This window comes from Micromonospora sp. URMC 103, assembly GCF_051386435.1.
GTDB lineage: Bacteria > Actinomycetota > Actinomycetes > Mycobacteriales > Micromonosporaceae > Micromonospora.
Map to the genome: position 1 here is coordinate 1,070,222 of NZ_JBPQTR010000004.1, position 19,629 is coordinate 1,089,850.

Below are 19,629 nucleotides of genomic sequence, written 5' to 3' on the forward strand. Positions count from 1 at the left end.
CTTTTCTGCGCGCTCATCGGGCCGCACCTCCGAAGATGGCCCGGAGGCGGGCGGTCTGCTCAGGGGTCAGCTCCGGGGCCCGCTCCACGACGGCGGCCACGCAGGACGCCAGGTGAGCCTTCCGGGCGCGCTCCTTCCGCCATTCCGGCGTGGTGCGCTGGGTGAGGGTGCGCGCGGCGCGCTTGGCTGCGGTCTCAGTGGACACGACAACGCTCCAGGGTTGCGGAGTGTTGCGCGTGCCTCCGGCTGGCTGGCCGGCGCGCGGGATACGGCCTACAGGACCTATCGACCCCCGGTAGCCAACCGGTTTATGTCTGGGGCCGTCGTGCGGACCTTGCGCCATGGTGGCGCTGGTATCTCGCTCGTGCCTCCTACCCTAGCCGCTTCTGGGCCTAGCCGCTACTCCGTTGATCTACGTTTCCGCAGGTCAGGGCAGTTGTGATGTGGACTGATTGGACAGTCTGCCCAGGTGGCGGAGCTGGGACCGGAGGATTTCCTGTCGGAAGAAGTTACGCCATGTCCCTATCCACGGGAAACGGATGATCCGGTCGAAGCCCCGGGCGGAGATCGCCCCGGAGTCCAGGCGCCCCCGCAGCTCCGCCGTGTCCCGGGAGGGCAGCCGCCAGGGCGGCCGTCGCAGGTGCGGGCCCGGGATCTCCGCGTTGAGCCGGTGCCCGAGGCCCGCCCACCGCCGCGCCGCCGCCTCCCGGGCCGCCGCCACCCGGCGGGCGACGACCGCGGAGGACTCCCCGCCGCCGTCGCCGGCCATCAACTCCGCCGCCCGGACCGGCGGCAGCGTCACCTGCACGTCGATCCGGTCCAGCAGCGGCCCGGAGAGCCGGCCGAGGTAGCGCCGCCGGGTCAGCGGGCTGCACTCGCAGTACGCGTCGCCGGCCGGCTTCGCGCACGGGCAGGGATTGGCGGCGAGCTTGTGGATGGTGTTTGAGGGCTGTCCAGTGTTCAGATGCAAGACCGGGAGGCTCGGCCCTGCGATCAGGGAAGGCGGTCGCCATCCGACGCACCGTGTCACAGATTGTGAAGAGTACGTTCGCCCGCACCGCACCACGATCCGGCGGCTTAACCGCTGCGAGCCGGCGACCGTCGTGATCCGGGAGTAGCCGCAACCTCTCGCAGGCTCAAAAGCGTCAAGCCGGAGTCCGCCAAACCCCTGTTCAGTGGGCTGAGCTGCCTAATCTCGACATCTAGGAGGCTCGCTGCCGCCTCGGCATGGCCTCCTGAGGCGGACGGTGGCGGCGCCAACCGAGGCCGCAGATTCCCAGACGGACGGACACGGCTCTTGTTGCTTCCGCCTGGGTCACAGTTGCCCGAGGCGCGGCTGCCGCGCGACGATGTGATGATGGACGCAGAAGCTGCTCGGTGCGGCTGGCAAGTCCGCCGCTTCAGGTCTGAGCTGCCTGCTCCCTCGTCGCTGCCGCCGACCCTGGCCCTTATGGAAGAGGACCTCGAGGCCTGGCTCGTTGACATTGACATTCCGGTCGGTACGCCGTTTCTGATCTCACCACTATTCGAGTACGACGTAACACTGAATTCGTTCTTCTATTCAGCGTATATGGTCGGCAACTCGCGCACGACCCAGTTGGGCTATGCAAGGGATTTGGCTGCCTTTCTGACATTCTTGTGGTGCTGTCGAGGTGGCCGGTCCTGGCGAGATGCGGACGAGGCCGACCACGTCGCCTATCTGGTCTGGCGGCGGAAGGACCGGTCCGGCCCCCCGAGTGAGTGATGCCACCTGGGATCGGGAGGTGGCTGCAGCCAATTCCTTCTACCGCTGGCAGGTGGAGGCAGGCAACCTGCGGGTAAACCCGATCCCCCAACGGCCGACCCGGTCCAGACCTGTGGAGGCCGGGCGGATCGCCGCCCAGGCCAGCCAGACTCCAGCAACCTATAGCCACGGTGCTGGCCGGAAGTGCATCACATGGCTGCCCGCGTCGTCCTACCGCAGATGGCGTGACGTGGGGATGCGCGGCTACACCACGGCGGGGCTGCCTGATCCCCGATTTCGCGGCCGGTGGGCTAGTCGCAACGCGGCGTTCTGCGATCTGATGGTGCGGACCGGCCTGCGGTTGTCCGAGCAGGCAGCATTAACGGTTTTCGAGGTGCCGCTGGACCGCGGTTACGGTGGCTACCGACGGTTCTGGTTGCCGCCCGCGGCTGCCAAAGGGGGCTCGGCGCGCTGGATCTACGTGCCCATGTCGGTGATCGCTGACCTGATTGCCTACTTCGAGATCGACCGCGCCACTGTGATTGCGGAGGCTCGCGCGGCGGGTCGCTACGCCCGCATGCGTCGGCCGCTAGTCGTGCCCGATCCAATGCGGCCGGTCGCGGTCAGGCATCACGTCGGTGGCCGCCAGCGCATCAAGATCGCCAACTTGGACGACGAAGACCGACAGCAGTTACTGATCGACGGGCCGGATGGGCTAGAACCGGCTGCGTTCTGGTTATCTGAGTACGGCCTGCCGGTGGCCGTGCCGACGTGGAAGCACCTGTTCGCCACGGCTAACACCCGTTGCCAGCGAAAGAGCCTCTCCCTGCGTGCCCATCCTCACATGCTCCGACACACATACGCGGTGCTCACGCTTGAGCAGCTGCAGCGGGGGCACATCGATGTATTGGGTGAACAAACGAGCGTGCAAAGGGCCCAGTACACCCGCGTCTTCGGCGACCCCCTGGACTGGGTCCGACGTCGGCTGGGCCACCAATCCGTCACCACCACGCAGATCTACCTGGACTCCCTTGCCGAACTGGAGATGGAGACCCGTATGGCGCTAGTCCCGGACGACTGGGAAGACCCCCGTGACATATCCTTCGATGATCTGGTCGAAGATCGGCCTGCGTCTGGCGCAGGATGAGCGGCCGGGGCACCACTGGCATCGGAAGGCCAGCTCCCCTGCCTGTCGGGCTATACCAGCCCGAGCCCGCGGTGCATGGCGCGAGTGAATCCCTGGTAGTGGAGTTCGCTGGCGAGGACGGCCGCCGGCACAGTTTCAAGGTGGGAGAGCTGCCGCTGCCCGGCTGGCACACGGCGTTGGCGGCGGCCTGGCAATCACGCATTGGCCCTGCAGGTGGACTGCGTACCCTTGCATCGGCGATTGGAGGATGGGGCAACCTCGTTCGACTTGTGCGCTTTCTGGACAGCGCGCCGCGCCCGCCCACTGACCCATCCGAGTTGACCGAAGCGCATCTAGACGCGTTTCGCCGCCATCGGCAGGCAACCATAGGCAATGGCTACGCCTGGCGCGAGATCCGGGAGCTTGGCGTGTTGTTCCGAGCGCCGTCCCTACGCGACTGCGTACCAACGCCGGCGTTGGACTACCTGCGGCGCAGGATGGTGAAGAGCAAACCAAACCCGAAGCCCGGCTACTCCGACAACGAGCTGCAACGGATCGTTGCGGCCGCACGGGCCGACGTCGCCCGCCTCCGCGACCGCCTAGAGACGACCGAGACACTGCTCGAACGCTACAAGCGGGAACCGGACACGCTGGCCGACCACGACCGCGACCGCGCCGCAGCTCTTGCCGCGATCGCCGCGTCGGGGCTCGTCCCGCTACCGCCGGGACATCTCGTCCAACAAGCAGAGCCGCGCCATCGACTGGCCCAGCAACTGTTTGTCACACGCGCAGATCTGGTGCCGATGCTGGTGCTGCTCGTGGCCACCACCGGCTGGAACCTCGAGTCGGTCAAGGAGCTGCCAGCCGAGCATCGCATCCTAGAAAACCGCGCTGTCGAACTCTTCGTCACTAAACGCCGCCGTGGCCCTCACCGGTGGCGCCAGGTCGTCACCTGGGAGATCGGCCCGCAGGGGCGGGAGCTGCACACTCCTGGCGGCCTCTACCTACTGCTACACCGTTTGATGGCACGCAGCCGTGACCTTCTCGATTCAACTCCAAGCTTCTGGGCGGTATGGCGCAACATGCACCGACCCTGCGCCCGCGACACCCACGAACATCACAACCCGTTCGGGAGCCTGCTGAACCGAAATATTTACGCACCCCGATGGATTGCCCTCCACCGCCTCACGGCAGACCCGCCCCTTCCCAGGTCCCTGCTTCCAGCAAATGATGATGGATCTGAAGATGACCTCCAGCCACTGAAACTGGATTTCAACCGGCTCAAGACCAGCATCGAGGTCCGGCGTGCCAAACAGACCGGAGGGCACCTCCCCTCAGTGGCACGGAGCAATACGCTCCCAGTCTTGTTCAGTAACTATCTGCGCCCGACCCCACCACTATCGATTGGGCTCAAGGTGTAGTCACCGACGCGTTCGGCGATGTCGAACAAGCCGCTTGGGCGGCCCACGAACGAGCTTTGAACCGAGCTGGCGGCAAGCTCCGCGTCGTCTCAAGCGATGCCACCGCCGACGAGCTCGCGGGTACCGGTTTGGATTCCACCACCGCAGAGAAGACCGTCGACGGAAGCCTCGACACGGCTTGGTCCGCCTGCACCAACCATGAGCACCACCCAACCACCGGCCAGGCATGCCGGGCATCGTTCCTTGACTGCTTTCACTGCGGCAACTGCCTAATAACTCAGGATCATTTGCCGCGGCTGCTCGCCCTGCTCGACGCGTTGTCCGCCCGTCGACTGAAGCTCTCCGAGGACGACTGGTGGACCCGCTACGGCCCGACTTGGGCAGCCATACGCTTCGATGTCCTTGCCAAATTCACCCCAGCTCAGATCGAGCAAGCAAAGGCTGCTAAGCCCGCCGACGTGCTGCTAGACCTTGTCGAACCCATCTGGGAGCACCCGTGACCACGCCGCTCACCACCGCCAGCAACCCTGTGCATCCGTTCGACGAGGTATTCGTCTTCCACAACCGACCTTTGCGTGAAGGCACGTCTCTTCAGGACACGGCGCGGTTCAGCGATGATGCCTGGCCCTTGGCGCCGGTGACGCTGCAACGACAGGAACGCGGACTGGTGCTGCACTTCGAGATGGTGCCCGCCCGCTACCGCCGTGTCGCCAAAATTGTCTGCTACACCCTGCTGTCTGGCGACCTACCCCCTGGTGAGCCACGTCCGTCGATCACCAGTATCGTGGGCATCTTTTACAAGATTCGCAGCTTTCTGACCTGGCTGGAGCGCCGACCGGTACACCCGCCACGCGCCTCCCCACCGAGGATCGCTGAAACTACAGACGCCGACCTGGAGGATTTCCAGCGACACCTGCTGTCCACATTCTCTGGACACCAGTATCGTCTTTCCCACCGCTCGGCGGTCCGATACCTCTGGCGACTGAGGCAAATTCTCGGCGAGCACGCATTGCCATTCGACCCTTTACTGCTGCCGGGGTGGGGCGAGACCCCGCGGCGAAGGGCCGCAGAGAACGCAACCGACAGGATTCCCGAGCATGTCCACGCGCCTCTGCTGGTGTGGTCGCTGCGGTTCATTGACGATTTTGCCCCGGACATCCTCGCTGCGGTGGACGCATGGCGGCCCCTGAGAGGTCCCAGAGGAGCGGCCAGCCGGGTGGGGGTGGGGCGCAACACCGGTCTGGCCGATGACCTCCGTCGGTACCTCGACGCCCACATTGCTCGCCAACAGCCCCTGCCAGGCTACAAGGGCAAGCCCAACATCCGTGCAATCTCCCTGGAACTGCGCTGCGCCACCATGCCCTTGCGCCGCCACCAGGACCAAATCGATCAGGCCGCCGCGGTCGTCGGCATTACCCCCTACGCCCGAATCAATATCCCGATTAGCGGCCACCTTGACGAACAACCTTGGATCGATGGCATCTCGGTCGAGCCCAGTCGCGACAACGGTGTGTCGGCCCTATCTCGGATGCTCCAAGCCGCATGCTATGTCGTCATCGCGTTCCTGTCCGGCATGCGCGACAGCGAGGTAAAGCACCTACGACGCGGCTGCCTCACAGTCCAACGCGATGACCAGGGCGTTCCCTACCGATGGAAAGTCAACAGCCTGGCGTTCAAGGGCGAGACCGACCCGAACGGTGTGCCGGCCACGTGGGTGGTCGGCGCACCTGCCGCCCGTGCCATCCAAGTTCTAGAACAGGTGCAGCCACCAGAAATCGACTGGCTGTTTAGGGCACTCCACGTCGGACCGGGCATCGGCTCGGCCGGCCGTTCTGGCAACGCCACCCTGACCCTCGCCGCTACCAACCGGCAGCTCAACCGGCTTATGAAATGGATCAATGACTATTGCGCCACCCACGGCCGCGGCGACGGCATCCCGGCAGTCGACGGTCGGACCTGGCTGCTGACAACCCGTCAGTTCCGGCGCACTCTGGCCTGGTTCATCGCCCGGAGACCCGGCGGAACCGTCGCCGGCGCCATTGCCTACCGGCACCTGAGCATCCAGATGTTCGAGGGGTACGCCGGCACCTCCGACTCAGGCTTTCGCGCCGAGGTCGAATCCGAGCTGGCCCTCGCCCGCGGTGAGCATCTCTTGGCCATGATCGACCATCATCAGCACGAAGAACTAGTCGGCCCCGCCGCTGAGGAGGCCGCCCGCCGGCTACAGCAGTTCGGCGATCAAGCGCGGTTTCTCGGCATTACGATCAACGACGAGCGCCGGCTACGGCGGCTCATGGAAAGAGAGGACCCGGCCATATACCCGGGCCGGTACGCGACCTGCATCTACAACCACAGCAAGGCCCTGTGTCGCCAAAGACAAACGCTCTCTGGCTACACGCAGCCGGACCTATAGGGATGTCAACCCCTAGCCTGCCGCAACGTTGCCCTTACTAACGACAACCGAACAAGTTGGGAAACTGAACGCGCCCACCTCGACCAGCAACTCGCCCAACGGCCACCGCTACCGCCATTCCTGCATGCACAGCTGCAAGCCCGCCGTGACCACATCAACGAGTTCCTCGCCAGGGCCCAGGAATCGGCATGACCAGGAAGATCGATAGACCCACAACGCCCCAGGTCCATCAAGCCCTCGCCGAGCTTGCGGCTGAGACTGCCGGCCCGCCGCCGAGCGTTGTCGCTCTGGCCCGACGCCTTGGCTTGAGCAACACCACCTTCTGGCGCTACTACCCTGACATTGCCCGAGACGTCGCGGCTGCACGACGCGCTGCCCTCGCGTCGGCACCGCATCATTCGGAGCCTCGCCAACGAGACCAACTACAAGCGCAAACCGCCGAGCTGCGCCGAGCGATCCAGCAGCTCACCGAACAACTCAACCTCGCCATCGCGAACATCCAACGGCTTTCCATCGAAAACGACCAGCTCCGTCGGCAACTGGAGGCCGCGAGCAAGGTGGCCCGAATTCCCCTTCAGGCGAAAGTGGCATCATCCGACACCGGCATGCGGCGCGTGAATCCCAACTCAGGCGGCTAGTAACAGGCGTCTTTTGAGAGGCAGCTGATGGCTGGTCTGCCTGCGCCCGCCGCCCACCTCATCGTCGCCTGCCCAGAGTTGGCAAACCTGCTGAGGATGCCCGCACGGACGTGGAGACATCACCATCACGGCACAGGTCGCACCTCCGTGCAGTGGGCTCTGCACGTCTCCGGCGGAACATCTTTCCGCAACGCGCACACTTCACGGTTGCCCAGTTCGCGTGGCACGTAGGGCAGCGAGGGACACCGGATTTCTTGGTCAAGGTAGTAGTTTGCCCACTTACGCCGCAACCGGCGCACCGCGCCAAACGTAAGGACTCGGCCTGCTCTTTGGACTTGACTGCCTTCGATTCCCGCTTTCGTCTCTGCCGCTTGGCAGCCCCTTGCTTGACCTGCGCGCGGCGGCGTTGCACCTCGATCAGATCGCGCATTTGCTTCCGGACCTGTGGATCTGAAGAACGCCCTGCTGCACGCGTGCCCTGCTTAAGCAGTGCAAGTGCGCCGACGAAGTCGCCAGCACGGATCGAGCGATCTACCGAGACCAGGACCCAGATGAGGAAATCTTCGGGGGCGACCGACGACGATCGTGGTTCGCCCCCAGGTTCGCTGTCTCCCATAGAAGTCATTGTCTGGGGCCTCTGTCTAGTGGACATCCACCGTTCGTCGGGTAGGAGTGCCGAGCTTGGGTCACGGCGCAAGAGCTAGAGAGCTACAACAGCCTCGCTGTCTCGCAGGGGATGCCTCACACTGGAGCCTTGAATGGTTGGCGAAGGGATCGAGGCCCGGTGTCGAACGTGGAGTTGATCGTGGCGGCGTTGGGCGCGGGCGCGACAGCTGGATTGACGGATACTGCGTCGCTGGCGGTAAAGGACGCCTACGCCGGGTTGAAGCGACTGCTGCGGCCGTGGATGCGCGGGGAAGCGCGACAGGCGTTGGAGGCGAACGAGACTGAGCCGGAGGTTTGGGACGCCCGGATTGGCCAGGAGCTGACCAGTTCGGGCGCTGCTGAGGAGGAGGAGATTCTAGCCGCAGCCCGTCGGCTGCTTGCCTTGGCAAACACCAAGACCGGGGGGAAGTACCAGGTGAACGCCTCACAGGCCAACGGTGTACAGGTCGGCGACAGCAACACCCAGACAAACAACTTCTGACGAGGGCACGCGCATGGGCGCTGAGAGCAAAGATCCGACGGATCCGCGGTGGGTTGACGCCTCACGGGCCAAGGGCGTTCTCGTCGGGGATTACGGCATACAGCACAACCACTTCTACGCCGGCACGTCCGCCACGTGGCCACACCGGGTCGGTGTCCTCCCCCCGCTGGCGGACTGCAGACAGCTGCGGTCCGCGGACGACAAATTGGGCACAGCGACCACCGGCGGGCAAACCGTTGTTGTCTGTCAGGTCCTCACCGGCCTGGGCGGGGTAGGCAAGACTCAGCTCGCCGCCGCCCTCGCCCACACAGCTTGGGAAGAGCAGACAGTCGACTTGCTCGTCTGGGCGACCGCCACCTCGCGCTCCAGCATTCTCAGCGTCTACGCCCATGCGGCCAGGGACGTCACCGGCATCGAAGACTCCAACCCTGATCACGCTGCTGTCCGATTCCTCGGCTGGCTCGCCGAGACCGACCGACGATGGCTGATCGTCCTGGACGACCTCACCGACCCCGCTGACCTGCGGGGACTCTGGCCACCCGCCAGCGCCGTTGGACGCACCGTGGTAACGACCCGCCGCCGCGACACCGCCCTGACCGGAGGCCGGCACGTCATCGAAGTCGGCCTGTTCACGGCGGACGAGGCCCGCGACTACCTGGACCATAAACTGGGCGGTGACCGCCAGCTTCTCCGCGAAGCCGACGATCTCGCCGCCGACCTCGGCTATCTACCCCTTGCCTTGGCCCAGGCCGCCGCCTATCTCCTCGACCGCCGTCTTTCTTGCGCCGACTACCGCATCCGTCTGTCCGACCGCCGTCGTAGTCTCTCCGAACTCGTTCCCGAACCCGGCGCGCTGCCTGATGAGCACCAGCAGACCGTGGATGCAACCTGGTCGCTCTCGACTGAGTTGGCGGATCAGCTTCATCCCCCTGGTCTGGCACGGCCGCTGCTGCAGCTGGCAGCGTTGCTGGATCCTAACGGCATCCCAACCGAACTGTTCACCAGCGACGTGGTGCTCGACTTCTTCGCCGAGCGGCGGCAGTCCGACATCGATGCCGAAGCGAGAGCGCGGCAGGAGCGGCCGGTGGACTCGTACGACGCGCGCGACGCCCTGGCTAACCTGCACCGGCTTAGCCTTGTCACCTTGGACAGCTCCGCGTGCACCGTGCGCGTGCACGCATTAGTTCAACGAGCCGTCCGCGAGGCCCTATCTCCTGACCAGAGGGAAGGCTTGGTCAACACCGCCGCGGACGGGCTGTACGCCATCTGGACGCAGATTGAGCCTGACCAGCAGTTGGCCCAGCTGCTGCGCTCCAATACCGCATCGCTTCAAATTCACGCAGAGGACCCCCTTCGGAACATTCTCGGCGGCGTTCATCCTGTGTTATTCCAGGCCGGAAACAGTCTCGGCCGGACGGGGCAGGTTAAGGGCGCGCTCGACTATTTCACCCGGCTGTACGCCACCGCCCATCATCGCCTCGGCCCCGATCACCGCGACACGCTGATCGCCCGCAGCAGCATCGCCCGCTGGCAGGCACCAGGTGGCGCAGTAGCGGCCCTCGAGCAGCTGGTTCCCGAGTTGGCGCGGGTGCTCGGCGCCGACCACCCCGACACCCTGATCGCCCGCAGCAACCTCGCCCGCTCGCGGAGCGAGGCGGGGGATCTAGCCGGTGCTGCGGCCGCCTACGAGACGTTGCTTCCCGACTTGGTGCGGGTGTTCGGCCCCGACCATCCCGACACACTGACAGCACGCAATAACGTTGCGGCCGTCCAGGGTGAGGCGGGCGATCCGGCCGGTGCCGTGGACGCCTACGAGCAGCTGCTTGCCGACCGGCTGCAAGTGCTCGGCCCCGACCACCCCGACACCCTGAACACTCGCGGCAGCCTTGCCCGCTGGCGAGGTGAAGCGGGGGATCCGGCCGGTGCCGTGGCTGCCTTCGAGCAGGTGCTTCCCGAGTTGGTGCGGGTGCTCGGCCCCGACTACCCCTACACCCTGGCCGCCCGCAGCAATCTTGCGCACATGCGAGGCAAGGCGGGGGATCCGGCCGGCGCCGTAGCAGGCTACGAGCAGGTGCTCCCAGACCTGGTGCGGGTGCTCGGCGCTGACCACACCGATACCCTGAACGCCCGCGGCAACCTCGCCCACTGGCTCGGGGAGACCGGGGATCCTGCAGACGCTGTGGTCGCCTACGAGCAGCTCCTCGCCGACCGGCTGCGGGTATTCAGCTCCGACCACCCCGACACCCTGATCACTCGCAACAACCTAGCTCACTGGCGAGCGCAGGCTGGGGATTCGGCTGGGGCTGTCTCCGCCTACGAGCAGTTGCTCCCTGACCTGGTGCGGGTGCTCAGCTCCGACCACCCCTACACTCTGACCGCTCGCAATGACTTCGCACGCTGGCGGGATGAGGCCGGGGACCCGGCCGGCGCCGGGAGCGTCTACGGTCAGTTACTCCCTGACTTGGTGCGCGTGCTCGGCTCCGACCACCCCCGAACCCTGACCGCTCGCGCCAACCTTGCCGGCTGCCTGGCCCGGACCGGGGATTCGGCCGGCGCTGTATCGGCCTACGAAGAGTTGCTCCCTGACTTGGTTCGGGTGTTCGGCCCCGACCACCCCGACACCCTGACCGCCCGCAACAACCTTGCTGGCTGCCTCGGTCGGACTGGGGATCCGGCCGGCGCCGGGGACATCTACGAGCAGTTGCTCCCTGACCTGGCGCGGGTGTTCGGCCCTGATCACCCCGCCACCCTGACCGCCCGCAACAACCTAGCTCACTGGCGAGCGCAGGCTGGGGATTCGGCCGGCGCTGTATCCGCCTACGAGCAGTTGCTCCCTGACTTGGTGCGGGTGTTCGGCCCCGACCACCCCGACACCCTGACCATCCGCGGCAACCTCGCCGGCTGGCGTGCGGAGGACGGGGATCCAGCTGGGGCTGTCTCCGCCTACGAGCAGCTGCTCCCTGACCTGGTGCGGGTGCTCGGCCCCAACCACCCCCATACGCTAGCAATCCGCACCAACCTGGCCTACTGGCGGCGGCGGGCTCGTTGACCGATTAGGCCCCCTGCGATCTCGAGTTGCGGGATCCATTGAAGCCGTCGGGCCGCGCGGGCTCATCACGTATGGCCAAACGGCCTGTTGCAGCTATCCATAAGGGACCCAGACCAGCGTCGCTACCCGCGTGTCGCGGAGCTGAAGCATATGCGTAACGGTCACCGCTTGTGATGCGCGATCGGCGACAGATCCGCGCACCCGCCGAGGATCTATGCTTGTATCCGCGAAGCTGCGTCAGCGGCGTAGGAGGGGCGAGTGGACTACTCGATCGTGCCCCCAGAGTGGGAACCCTTCGAGAGGGTTGAGCCGCCGAGGATCTCTTGGAAGCGTGCAAAGCGAGCCGTAGCCACCACTACGAGTCTTGACGGGTTCCTGACCATCGGTGGGTGGAACTCACGGTTGCGGTGGGTGTACGGCTCGCACAATAACGAAGGGCGGGTTCATCGCCTCTGCTCCACCCAGCCGCACGGGCTCGATCCGGATGGCGATCCGTGGTACACCGCCGTGTTATATCCAGCACCCCCTGACCCAATTTATCGGATCGACGACTTGGTTGGGCTGGTCGCTTGGGTCGGGCACGTCGGCTGCCTATGGCCCGGCCGTGATGGTGAGCTGATGCTGCCGTTGGTGCAGGCGCTTGGTCGCCAGTCTCAGCACTTCGTAGTCCCGGTCTTCTTCGGGCAGGACGCGAACGGGCTGGAGCGGCCAACTGTCCTGCTGCCGTACGCCGAGGAAGTGCAACTTCTCCTCGATCGATTGGGCTGACGGAGCCAGCGACAGGCTTCCTGGCACGTTGACCCGTACGCCGACCCACCGTCGATTCTCGGCCAGCGGAGGAGGCAGAGGCATGAGAGACGACGGTGCCGCGATGAGTGCGAGGTGGGACGTGGATGGCAGGTAGTCCGCTCATGCCGCCCGCTCCCTGGCGCGGTCGTGATTGACCTAACCGCCCTCGCGTCTTGCTCGAACTGCACGGGCAGGGCCGTAACCTTCCCCGCCGTCTGATCGTTTGCCGTTAGGGGAACGGCTGGCTTGAGTGAGGTATGGATGGCGGGGCAGCGGGGCGATGTGCGGGTGGAAGTGGGCGTCGTCGGGCAGCGGGCAGCGCTGGACGAGGGCCTCGGTGAGGACGGGGCACTGGGTGCCCTCGCCTTCGCTGAGCTGAGGTCATCTGGCCAAGCGGGCGCTGCCACTGTTGACTTGCTGGTGAGGCTTGGTCGGCAGTTCGTGCGGTCGCACAGCTTCCCTCCGCCCGACGCCTACTCCACCTGGAGTGATGAGGCGGTCGAGGATCTGCTTGCGGATATGTTCAGCAGACCGGGCGCGGGTCATAAGTTCGTCCTGACCTGCTATCTGAAAGCAACCGACGGGCCCTCATTGGAGCGGCTGCTGCTGGCGGCGATCCGGAGCTTCCTCATCGATCAGGCAAAGAGCACCGAACGGGGCAAGCTCCGACGCAGGCTGGAAACACTGCTGGACGGTGACGAGCGATTCGCTCGAAGCCAGACCCGGCTGCGCTGGTTCGCAGCGGGCGGCGTCGATCTTCCGTGGCAGGGCGACCGTGACGCTCTCGCGCGGGCTGCGATGGCCGTCCGTGGGGTCTCGCTCGCACGGTTGCCGGAATCGGGGCCTACACCCCGCGAGGCGAAAGTCGCGATTCTTGCGGTGGTTCAGGCCGCCTTGGCGGAGGCTGCAGGGGCGGTCTCGACCGAGGATCTTGCTTGGGTCGTGGAACAGCGGTTCGAACTGCTCCGGCCTCCGGTCTTCACCTCGCTTGAGGCGGACAACACCTGGCTCGAGGGTGTGGAGTCGAGCTATGGCGCGGACGACGTCGAAATAGATCAAAACGATCAAGTTGAGCGGCTGTGGGCCACGCTGTCTGCCGCGGATCGAGTCCTACTCCCACATCTCGCTGAACGGAACCGATGGGCCAACCTCTTGGGCGTTGGTGTAGCGAGAGCGACGACGGTGGGGGAGGCCCTGGCGGCGAGGCTGCGTGCAGCTACCGCCGACGACGCAGAGTGCGACGAGTTGCTGCTTCGGCTGGCAGAGCGATGCCGCGCCGCGCTGCCCGATGGTTAGGTCGTCCGAATATGTTGAGGCTAGAAGCACATGGGCCGGGTGAAGGAGGTGTCTGTCGTGTCGGCAAGTGCGAGTGGCGCACGGACTCGATTGTTGGAAGCGTTGTCACAGGAACGCGTACCGGACAGGGTGCTTCAGCTGTTCAAGGAAAAAGCTGGCACGCCTCGTGTGGGCCAGTTTTGGCGTGCGCGGTGGGGAGACGTCACCGAGCTGGTGCTGCTGCTGCAGGTCGATGCCGGTGAGGTGGGAGTAGCTCCTGCCTCACTGGAGGACGAGTATGCCGACGACCAGACCATCGTGCTGCCACCGGCTCTCACATCGCTCAATAGCCCGGTCGCTGTCTGGGCTGGGATATCACGGACAGTGCCTGTTTGCGTCCTAGACCGTCAGGTCGGCGAGGCAAGGTTCGACCTCACCATGAACTGGGTGAAGCAGGCGACCGCCCGCGGAGCAGCCTGCGGAAGGCCCGTGACCAGCGCAATCGATCCACTGGTTGAGTTCCGCAGCGGGCTCGTAGATGCGATGACGACCCTGACGGAAGCGACGTGGGCGCCTGCGGGCACAGGACAATTAACTCAACTGATCACCGCAGCCGGGATCACTATGAGCGAGTTGGTGGAGCGACTTGACGTCGCCCCTCAGCGTGCCCTGGCCATCCGCCGGGGCCAGGCAGCGGCGACTGAGACGGAGGCTCAGGCACTCGCGGCCGTACTCCAAATGGGCGTAGTGGACATTTTGAACGCCAACCCGACATTGCCGCCAGATTTAATTAGCGAATTAAGCCAGCCGAGCTGTCGACAAGATGTCTCTCGCCTTGCAAAGAGGTGGGGCCGCGACGAGCGTGAGGTCTGGCAAGTCGCCGCGTTCGGGGTGTACGAGTTGGCTGCCCGGCAGACAGGCAACGCGACGCAGCCCGCATGGGCCGAGCGCATCAACAGATACTTCTCCATTTTGCTGGAGTAGCGGGTGATTCAAGTATCGCGGGACCTCGCGGTGATCCAGGCCCGCGCGATGTCGGCTGAGTTGGACCGCCTGCGACCCGGCGCAGCCGACCGCCTGCGGCGTGACGCCCTGGCGGAGCTGTCAAGCTGGGACGACATCGTCGTCCGGCTCGACACCGACCCCGAGGTTACACAGGACCCTGATGCGCCGCGGTGTAGCGTGGCGGGCGCGTACCTGGCGGGGGCGGGAACAGCGGTACTGGCAATCGCTCGATCGGCCAGCCGGGGACGCCGGGCCTTCACTGGCCTGCACGAACTGGGGCACCACCTCCAGCGTACCCAGCCCAGTCTGATGGAGTTGCTCGTCGAGCAGCCGGACGGGGGATTGGCGCTGGAAGACGCGGCCTGTGACGCGTTCGCAGCGCAAGTCCTACTCCCTGAGCGTCTCGTCGATGCTCACATCGGGCCGCAGGGCCCCTCCGGTCAGAACGTGTTTGACCTGTGGGCCGCAGCATCGGCGTCGAGGGCCGCGGTATGCGTGCGGGCGAGCCAGCGTTTGACCAGCCCCGGCCACGTCATCCTGCTCGAAGCAGCAGGCACGGTGTCCTTTTCCGCGAGTCACGGGTTGCCCCCACTCCGTCGGGGCAGCGATCAGTCGTCCACAGCCATCATCCGAGACGCACTGGCCCGTCCATCCGGCCGTGCCACCGGCCGGACCCGCCTGCGGTACCGCGACGGAATTCTCGGCGATCAACTCCATGCGCAGGTCGTGCCGATGGACGGGTTCCTCGTGGCCGTCGCCGTCGTAGACGGCGCCGCCTGGGAGAGCTTCTCACTCTCGTCGCGCGAGGTCGGCCCGACCGGCACCTGGTGGACCTGTGGCTATGCCGAATGCGGCCACGAGTTCCCGTCCTTCATGACACGGTGTGAACGCTGCCGTGAGCCCACCTGCCCAGCCTGCGAGCGATGCGCGTGCGCCCCACGCGTCAAGGAGCGCCGATGCGCCGGGTGTTTCCTCTCCCTGCCGGCCCACGTGTTCATCGGCGCCGAGGAACGCTGCATCAACTGCTCCTGACCAGTCTTACGGGGACGAACTGCTGTCGTCAGCGAGCCGGCGGCCGCGCGCGTCGCAATCGGCGGTGAGGAACAGCCGTCATGACGTTATGACGCGCCGGGGGTCGAACTTGAGTCCCGCCCATCTCGGCGAAGTGCCCATAGATGTGGAGAAGCTGTCCACACGGTGTGGATAACCAGTAGTCGACGTTGACGCCGCCCGCTCCGGCCCGGAGACGTCCAGGGAGCGAGCCGCCGGTGCAAGCTACCGCCATGGGTGTCGTGTGGTTTCCGGGACTGGACCGTAACGATTACTGAGGGCGGCGAGACCGTGACACCTGTTGATAGGGTCGCCGCCATGACGGCGTTGCAACGGAAGAGCACGCCCATGGGGTGCATGAGCGGCCCCGTGACGGCAGCCGGCAAGACGGCCAGGGAGGCCTTCGTCCAATGATCCCCAAGCCGCCGATGGCGTCCGATTTCGGCATGGCTAAGGCTAACCCCGAAGTGGACGTTTATTCGCCCGACCGATCGGTCGCATTGCCGCCTCGGCCGGTGGTGATGTAGCGGTCCAGGTTCAGGGTTTGCATCGTCACACTGAGGTGTCACTAGCGCGGCAAGTGCGGGCAGCAGCCAGACTGGCATTGGCCTCCCTGCAACAGCCGACGCCGGAAATCGAGTCTTCCGTGATCGAGCGGCGATCTGGGTGGTGAGCATCCGGATGAGCAGGAAATCGATCGGGGTTCTGGCTGGGATTGCTGGACTGTGTCTCGGCCTGCTCGGGGTTTGGCAGTGGGGACCGCTAGGCGAGGACCAGGCCGTCCCCACCTGCGGTGACCTGGCTAAAGCTCTACCAAAGGCCGTGGAGGGGTCCTGGACCCTCACCCGTACCGAGCCGAAGCGTGAGGTGAGCAGGTCTGTGGTTCGGTGCGAGTTTGGGTTCCGCTCGGCAGACCAGACGTACTGGGGGAAGGTCGTCCTGGACGTCAGCGCAGGTGACGACGAGGCGGCTCTGCGCAAGAAGGCGACGGACGGACCCTGTTACGGCGAGGCTGTCCCCAGCCCGAGCGGCACCAAGTACAAGGTGGCACGCTCCTGCTCACAAAAGATCAACGACAAGGCTTTCGCCGGCGTCTTCGTGGCCTCCGACGAGCGATACGCACACACTCTCGCCGAGTTCAGCAGCTCCAGCCTGTCCCTGGAGCAGGTCGTCACCTACGCGAACACGAGCGCTCAACGCATCATCGACCACGCGATGACCCTCAAGGCCACCGACTAGGAGCGAGCCATGGGCAAGCTCGAGCGTTATTTCGAGGATGTCGCCCGAATTAAAGCTGAAGGCGTCTCCGCCAACCGCTGGGTGAAGGTCACCCGGAACCACGACGGGGACCTCGACGTCGACATTCGCCCCGGCATGCTGCGCCGATGCAGCCCGGACCAGGTGGCCTCCGAGATCCGGACAGCACTCCTCGCCGCCATTGTTGATCACCGGCGGCAGTACCGCCAACTCCGCATCAACTACTTCGGCTCGCCTATCGGAGCTAAGCCGTTCACGCCGACCGAGTTACCGCACGGGGAGGGGCAAGAGGCATGACCACGGACACGTCCGCCCTTCGGGTCGAGTCCCGAGCCTTGGTGGCTTTCGGCGTGGAGCGCTACGAGGACGCTGTGACCTACAGCGCCGTTCGCCGCTATCTCGGCGACGTCGGATCCATCCCGGCCGCAGCATGGGGGACTCTCGAAGGCATCTCCGAGAAGCTCAACCGAGACTGGGCGACCGCGCTCGGTAGCCGGCTGTCCGAGGCGAAGACCGCCGGTAACGAGATGGAACGCATGGCCGACGGGCTCATGCAGATCGCCGCAGACTACGAGGGCACCGAACTGGACGTCGCCACCAACTTCGACGTGATGAATCGAGACCTGCTGCCTTATCTGCCGCTTGGTGATGGCTACGGCAGCAGCGTCCGGGTCCGTCCCGGTGGAGCCGGGGTCCTTTCTCAGCCGCAGGACCGGAGGCTCGCGGACGACCGGCCTGTGGTGGTGATCCCCGACGGGAACGACCGCTTGGGTGCCACCCGCAACGAGCAGCTGCCACGAACCCGCGAGGTCGATGAACCGATCACCATCGGCAGCACAGACGGTAACAACCTCGGCTTTACCGGTGGCCGCACCACCTATTACGAGAATGGCGAAGGCGATCAACTCGACACGTTCATCCACGAGTACCGAGACACCCTGCTCCAGCTCGAAGCAATTTTGATCGAGCTCGGCACCGGCGAACGCCTTCCCCTGACCGACCTCATGGTCCACGCCTGGCGCTCCTCGCCCAAGATCATCCGCAACCGTGCCGACTTGGTCCACTCCGCCGCCAATACCTACGCCGAACTCCGCGCCGAGATGGACGGCGAACTGAAGAACCTCAAGCTCTACTGGGAAGGCAGCGCATCCCAGGCCTTCAGCCAGTACTCCGAGCGGGCATCGGCCTACCTGACCCAACTTGAAGCCCAGACGCGTTGGCTTGCTGAAGAGGGCAAGAAGGCCGCCAGCATGCTCGAGGGCCTGCGCAACGCCTACGCCAGCCTGGGCTACCAACACATCGGCACGCTCATCGGCGCCCTCAAGAGCTACATCGAAGCCGTCAACGGCCTGTTCTCATCGTGCAGCAACCCCGAGAAGGCACTGCTAGACACGGTGCACACGTTCATCTCCTGCCTGCTCGACGCAGAGCGACTGCACGTCGAGGCCATGTCAGATCTCATCAAGATCGATGAGCAGGAACGCAAGGAACGCCCCGATCTCGGCACCCGCGGCCACGACACGACGCCGTTCCCTCAAGCCGAGGTGGGGGCCAACGCCTGGTCAGACCGCAGCAACTGGGCTCCTCGACCAGACCGACCGGCGGCATGATCCGAGCTTTTAGGTCTCGTTGATCGCCGCCGGTCCCGGCGGCTGTGAGCCGGGTGATCACGTCGGAACCACGACAATCGGGTGGTGGGTGTCGTTGCCGTGTGGACAGCTACGTGCACAGCGACTGGCTTTGGCCGCAGGGCGGCACGCGAGCTTCCCCACCGCCCCGCCCGGGGAGCGGCCACGGGTTGACGTGGGGCAAGTCATCGCGGTTGAGGCTTCTGAATGTCTTGCTTACGGGGCGGCGGCAGTGTCCTCGGGCGGAGGGGCATCCTCGCCTTCTCTGGTGACCTCTTCGACTATTTCCCCGACCCCTGAAGGGGTCGGCGGTGGGGTCGGTTTGTACGCCTGCTTCTTATATAACGGGAAGTCCGGAAGGATATCGACGTCAATGGTCCGCCCAAAGTGTTGAGCGGTCAGCGCGGCAAGGTGGCGACTCGTTTCGACGTAAATCCTCGCGCAAGTTTTGGCCCCATGGATCACTAGCGTGTGCCGACCTGTCGGGGTCTCGCGTAATACGGAGCTTGCCGGCCGTGCGTTGGCTTTTAGCGGCCCCGGCCAGTGCTCTGCCCACCAACCGCTCGCGAGTCCGTGCGTGAGCAGATGTCGAACCTGCATCCATGCCTCCGCGTCCTGCTTCGCGGACGCCCAATCAAGGTCAGCCGGCTGCCACCACGTGGCGCCCGGTGCGGGAGGCCGGTGCCCTTGCGAATCGGTTTACCGGAGCCTGCAAGGGCTCCACGGGCCCTACCGATGGCACGCCTCACCCTCCCGCGTCTTGCCGCACACCGCAGCTTCTGATCTAGCATGCTGATCTCGGTCCGTCGCGCAATGGGCCCTTGCAGCCGGGCACAGTTGCCGATCAGCCCCAGGTGAGCCCCGGCGAGCGTGGTGACAACTACCGCTGTCCGTCACAAGGACCCACCGTTGACCGAGGACACCGCGCGACCCGCGGTTCTTTGTGCGTCACGCACAAAGAACCTGATAGCCTGAGGGTCGCAGGACGCCCCTCGGGGCTCCCGCACCCGCCTTAGGGCCCGCTAAAGCGGGCCCTTCGTGCATCCAGGTCAGCCCTGACTGGCCATCGGATCCCAGCACCACGAGTGGTAACAGCGAGGCTCGACCA

At 65.4% G+C, this 19,629-nt stretch carries 16 protein-coding genes and 1 pseudogene; 15 read left to right on the forward strand and 2 right to left on the reverse strand.

Going from position 1 to position 19,629, the window contains the following annotated elements; translation table 11 throughout:
- Positions 1-13 precede the first annotated feature (13 nt).
- Both ACSNOA_RS08670 and ACSNOA_RS08675 read right to left on the reverse strand, forming a co-directional pair.
- Positions 14-205, reverse strand: coding sequence for a hypothetical protein (locus tag ACSNOA_RS08670; RefSeq protein WP_436657425.1), 192 nt, complete (start codon positions 203-205; stop codon positions 14-16).
- Between the two features lie 321 nt (positions 206-526).
- Positions 527-958 (reverse strand): annotated as a pseudogene (locus ACSNOA_RS08675) (ATP-binding protein); the annotation flags it as partial.
- 363 nt (positions 959-1,321) lie between these two features.
- Between ACSNOA_RS08675 and ACSNOA_RS08680 the strand changes: the two are divergent.
- The 15 genes from ACSNOA_RS08680 to ACSNOA_RS08750 all read left to right on the forward strand — a co-directional run bounded on the left by ACSNOA_RS08680 (position 1,322) and on the right by ACSNOA_RS08750 (position 18,503).
- Positions 1,322-1,744: a hypothetical protein gene (locus tag ACSNOA_RS08680; protein WP_436657427.1), complete on the forward strand. Its 423-nt coding sequence runs from the start codon at positions 1,322-1,324 to the stop codon at positions 1,742-1,744.
- Positions 1,745-1,763: 19 nt separating this feature from the next.
- The gene (locus ACSNOA_RS08685; RefSeq protein WP_436657428.1) at positions 1,764-2,870 is read left to right on the forward strand and encodes a hypothetical protein; all 1,107 of its coding nucleotides are present in this window, start codon (positions 1,764-1,766) and stop codon (positions 2,868-2,870) included.
- Positions 2,871-3,010: 140 nt separating this feature from the next.
- Positions 3,011-4,270 (forward strand): hypothetical protein, encoded by a 1,260-nt coding sequence (locus ACSNOA_RS08690; RefSeq protein WP_436657430.1) that lies wholly within the window; start codon positions 3,011-3,013, stop codon positions 4,268-4,270.
- A gap of 56 nt (positions 4,271-4,326) precedes the next feature.
- Positions 4,327-4,770, forward strand: a complete 444-nt coding sequence (locus ACSNOA_RS08695) for a hypothetical protein (protein WP_436657431.1) — start codon at positions 4,327-4,329, stop codon at positions 4,768-4,770.
- Entirely contained in the window at positions 4,767-6,683 is a 1,917-nt protein-coding gene (locus tag ACSNOA_RS08700) for a hypothetical protein (protein ID WP_436657432.1), read from the forward strand. The genes ACSNOA_RS08695 and ACSNOA_RS08700 overlap by 4 nt, the downstream gene beginning before the upstream one ends.
- A 188-nt stretch (positions 6,684-6,871) precedes the next feature.
- Complete coding sequence (locus ACSNOA_RS08705; protein ID WP_436657433.1) at positions 6,872-7,321, forward strand: hypothetical protein; 450 nt, start codon at positions 6,872-6,874, stop codon at positions 7,319-7,321.
- A 784-nt stretch (positions 7,322-8,105) separates the two neighbouring features.
- Positions 8,106-8,468, forward strand: a complete 363-nt coding sequence (locus ACSNOA_RS08710) for a hypothetical protein (RefSeq protein ID WP_436657434.1) — start codon at positions 8,106-8,108, stop codon at positions 8,466-8,468.
- A gap of 13 nt (positions 8,469-8,481) precedes the next feature.
- A complete protein-coding gene (gene fxsT, locus ACSNOA_RS08715; RefSeq protein ID WP_436657435.1) occupies positions 8,482-11,517 on the forward strand; it encodes an FxSxx-COOH system tetratricopeptide repeat protein in 3,036 nt (1,011 codons plus the stop codon).
- A 411-nt stretch (positions 11,518-11,928) separates the two neighbouring features.
- Positions 11,929-12,285 (forward strand): hypothetical protein, encoded by a 357-nt coding sequence (locus tag ACSNOA_RS08720; protein WP_436657436.1) that lies wholly within the window; start codon positions 11,929-11,931, stop codon positions 12,283-12,285.
- 282 nt (positions 12,286-12,567) lie between these two features.
- Positions 12,568-13,602: a hypothetical protein gene (locus ACSNOA_RS08725; RefSeq protein ID WP_436657437.1), complete on the forward strand. Its 1,035-nt coding sequence runs from the start codon at positions 12,568-12,570 to the stop codon at positions 13,600-13,602.
- 30 nt (positions 13,603-13,632) lie between these two features.
- Positions 13,633-14,565 carry a hypothetical protein gene (locus tag ACSNOA_RS08730; RefSeq protein WP_436657438.1) on the forward strand — a complete coding sequence of 311 codons (933 nt, stop codon included), beginning with the start codon at positions 13,633-13,635 and terminating at the stop codon, positions 14,563-14,565.
- A gap of 30 nt (positions 14,566-14,595) precedes the next feature.
- Positions 14,596-15,618, forward strand: a complete 1,023-nt coding sequence (locus tag ACSNOA_RS08735; protein WP_436657439.1) for an ImmA/IrrE family metallo-endopeptidase — start codon at positions 14,596-14,598, stop codon at positions 15,616-15,618.
- A gap of 687 nt (positions 15,619-16,305) precedes the next feature.
- On the forward strand, positions 16,306-16,875 hold the full coding sequence (locus tag ACSNOA_RS08740; protein WP_436657441.1) for a hypothetical protein: 570 nt from the start codon (positions 16,306-16,308) through the stop codon (positions 16,873-16,875).
- A gap of 9 nt (positions 16,876-16,884) precedes the next feature.
- Positions 16,885-17,190 carry a hypothetical protein gene (locus ACSNOA_RS08745; RefSeq protein WP_436657442.1) on the forward strand — a complete coding sequence of 102 codons (306 nt, stop codon included), beginning with the start codon at positions 16,885-16,887 and terminating at the stop codon, positions 17,188-17,190.
- Positions 17,187-18,503: a hypothetical protein gene (locus ACSNOA_RS08750; protein WP_436657443.1), complete on the forward strand. Its 1,317-nt coding sequence runs from the start codon at positions 17,187-17,189 to the stop codon at positions 18,501-18,503. Before ACSNOA_RS08745 ends, ACSNOA_RS08750 begins: the two co-directional genes overlap by 4 nt.
- Positions 18,504-19,629: the final 1,126 nt, after the last annotated feature.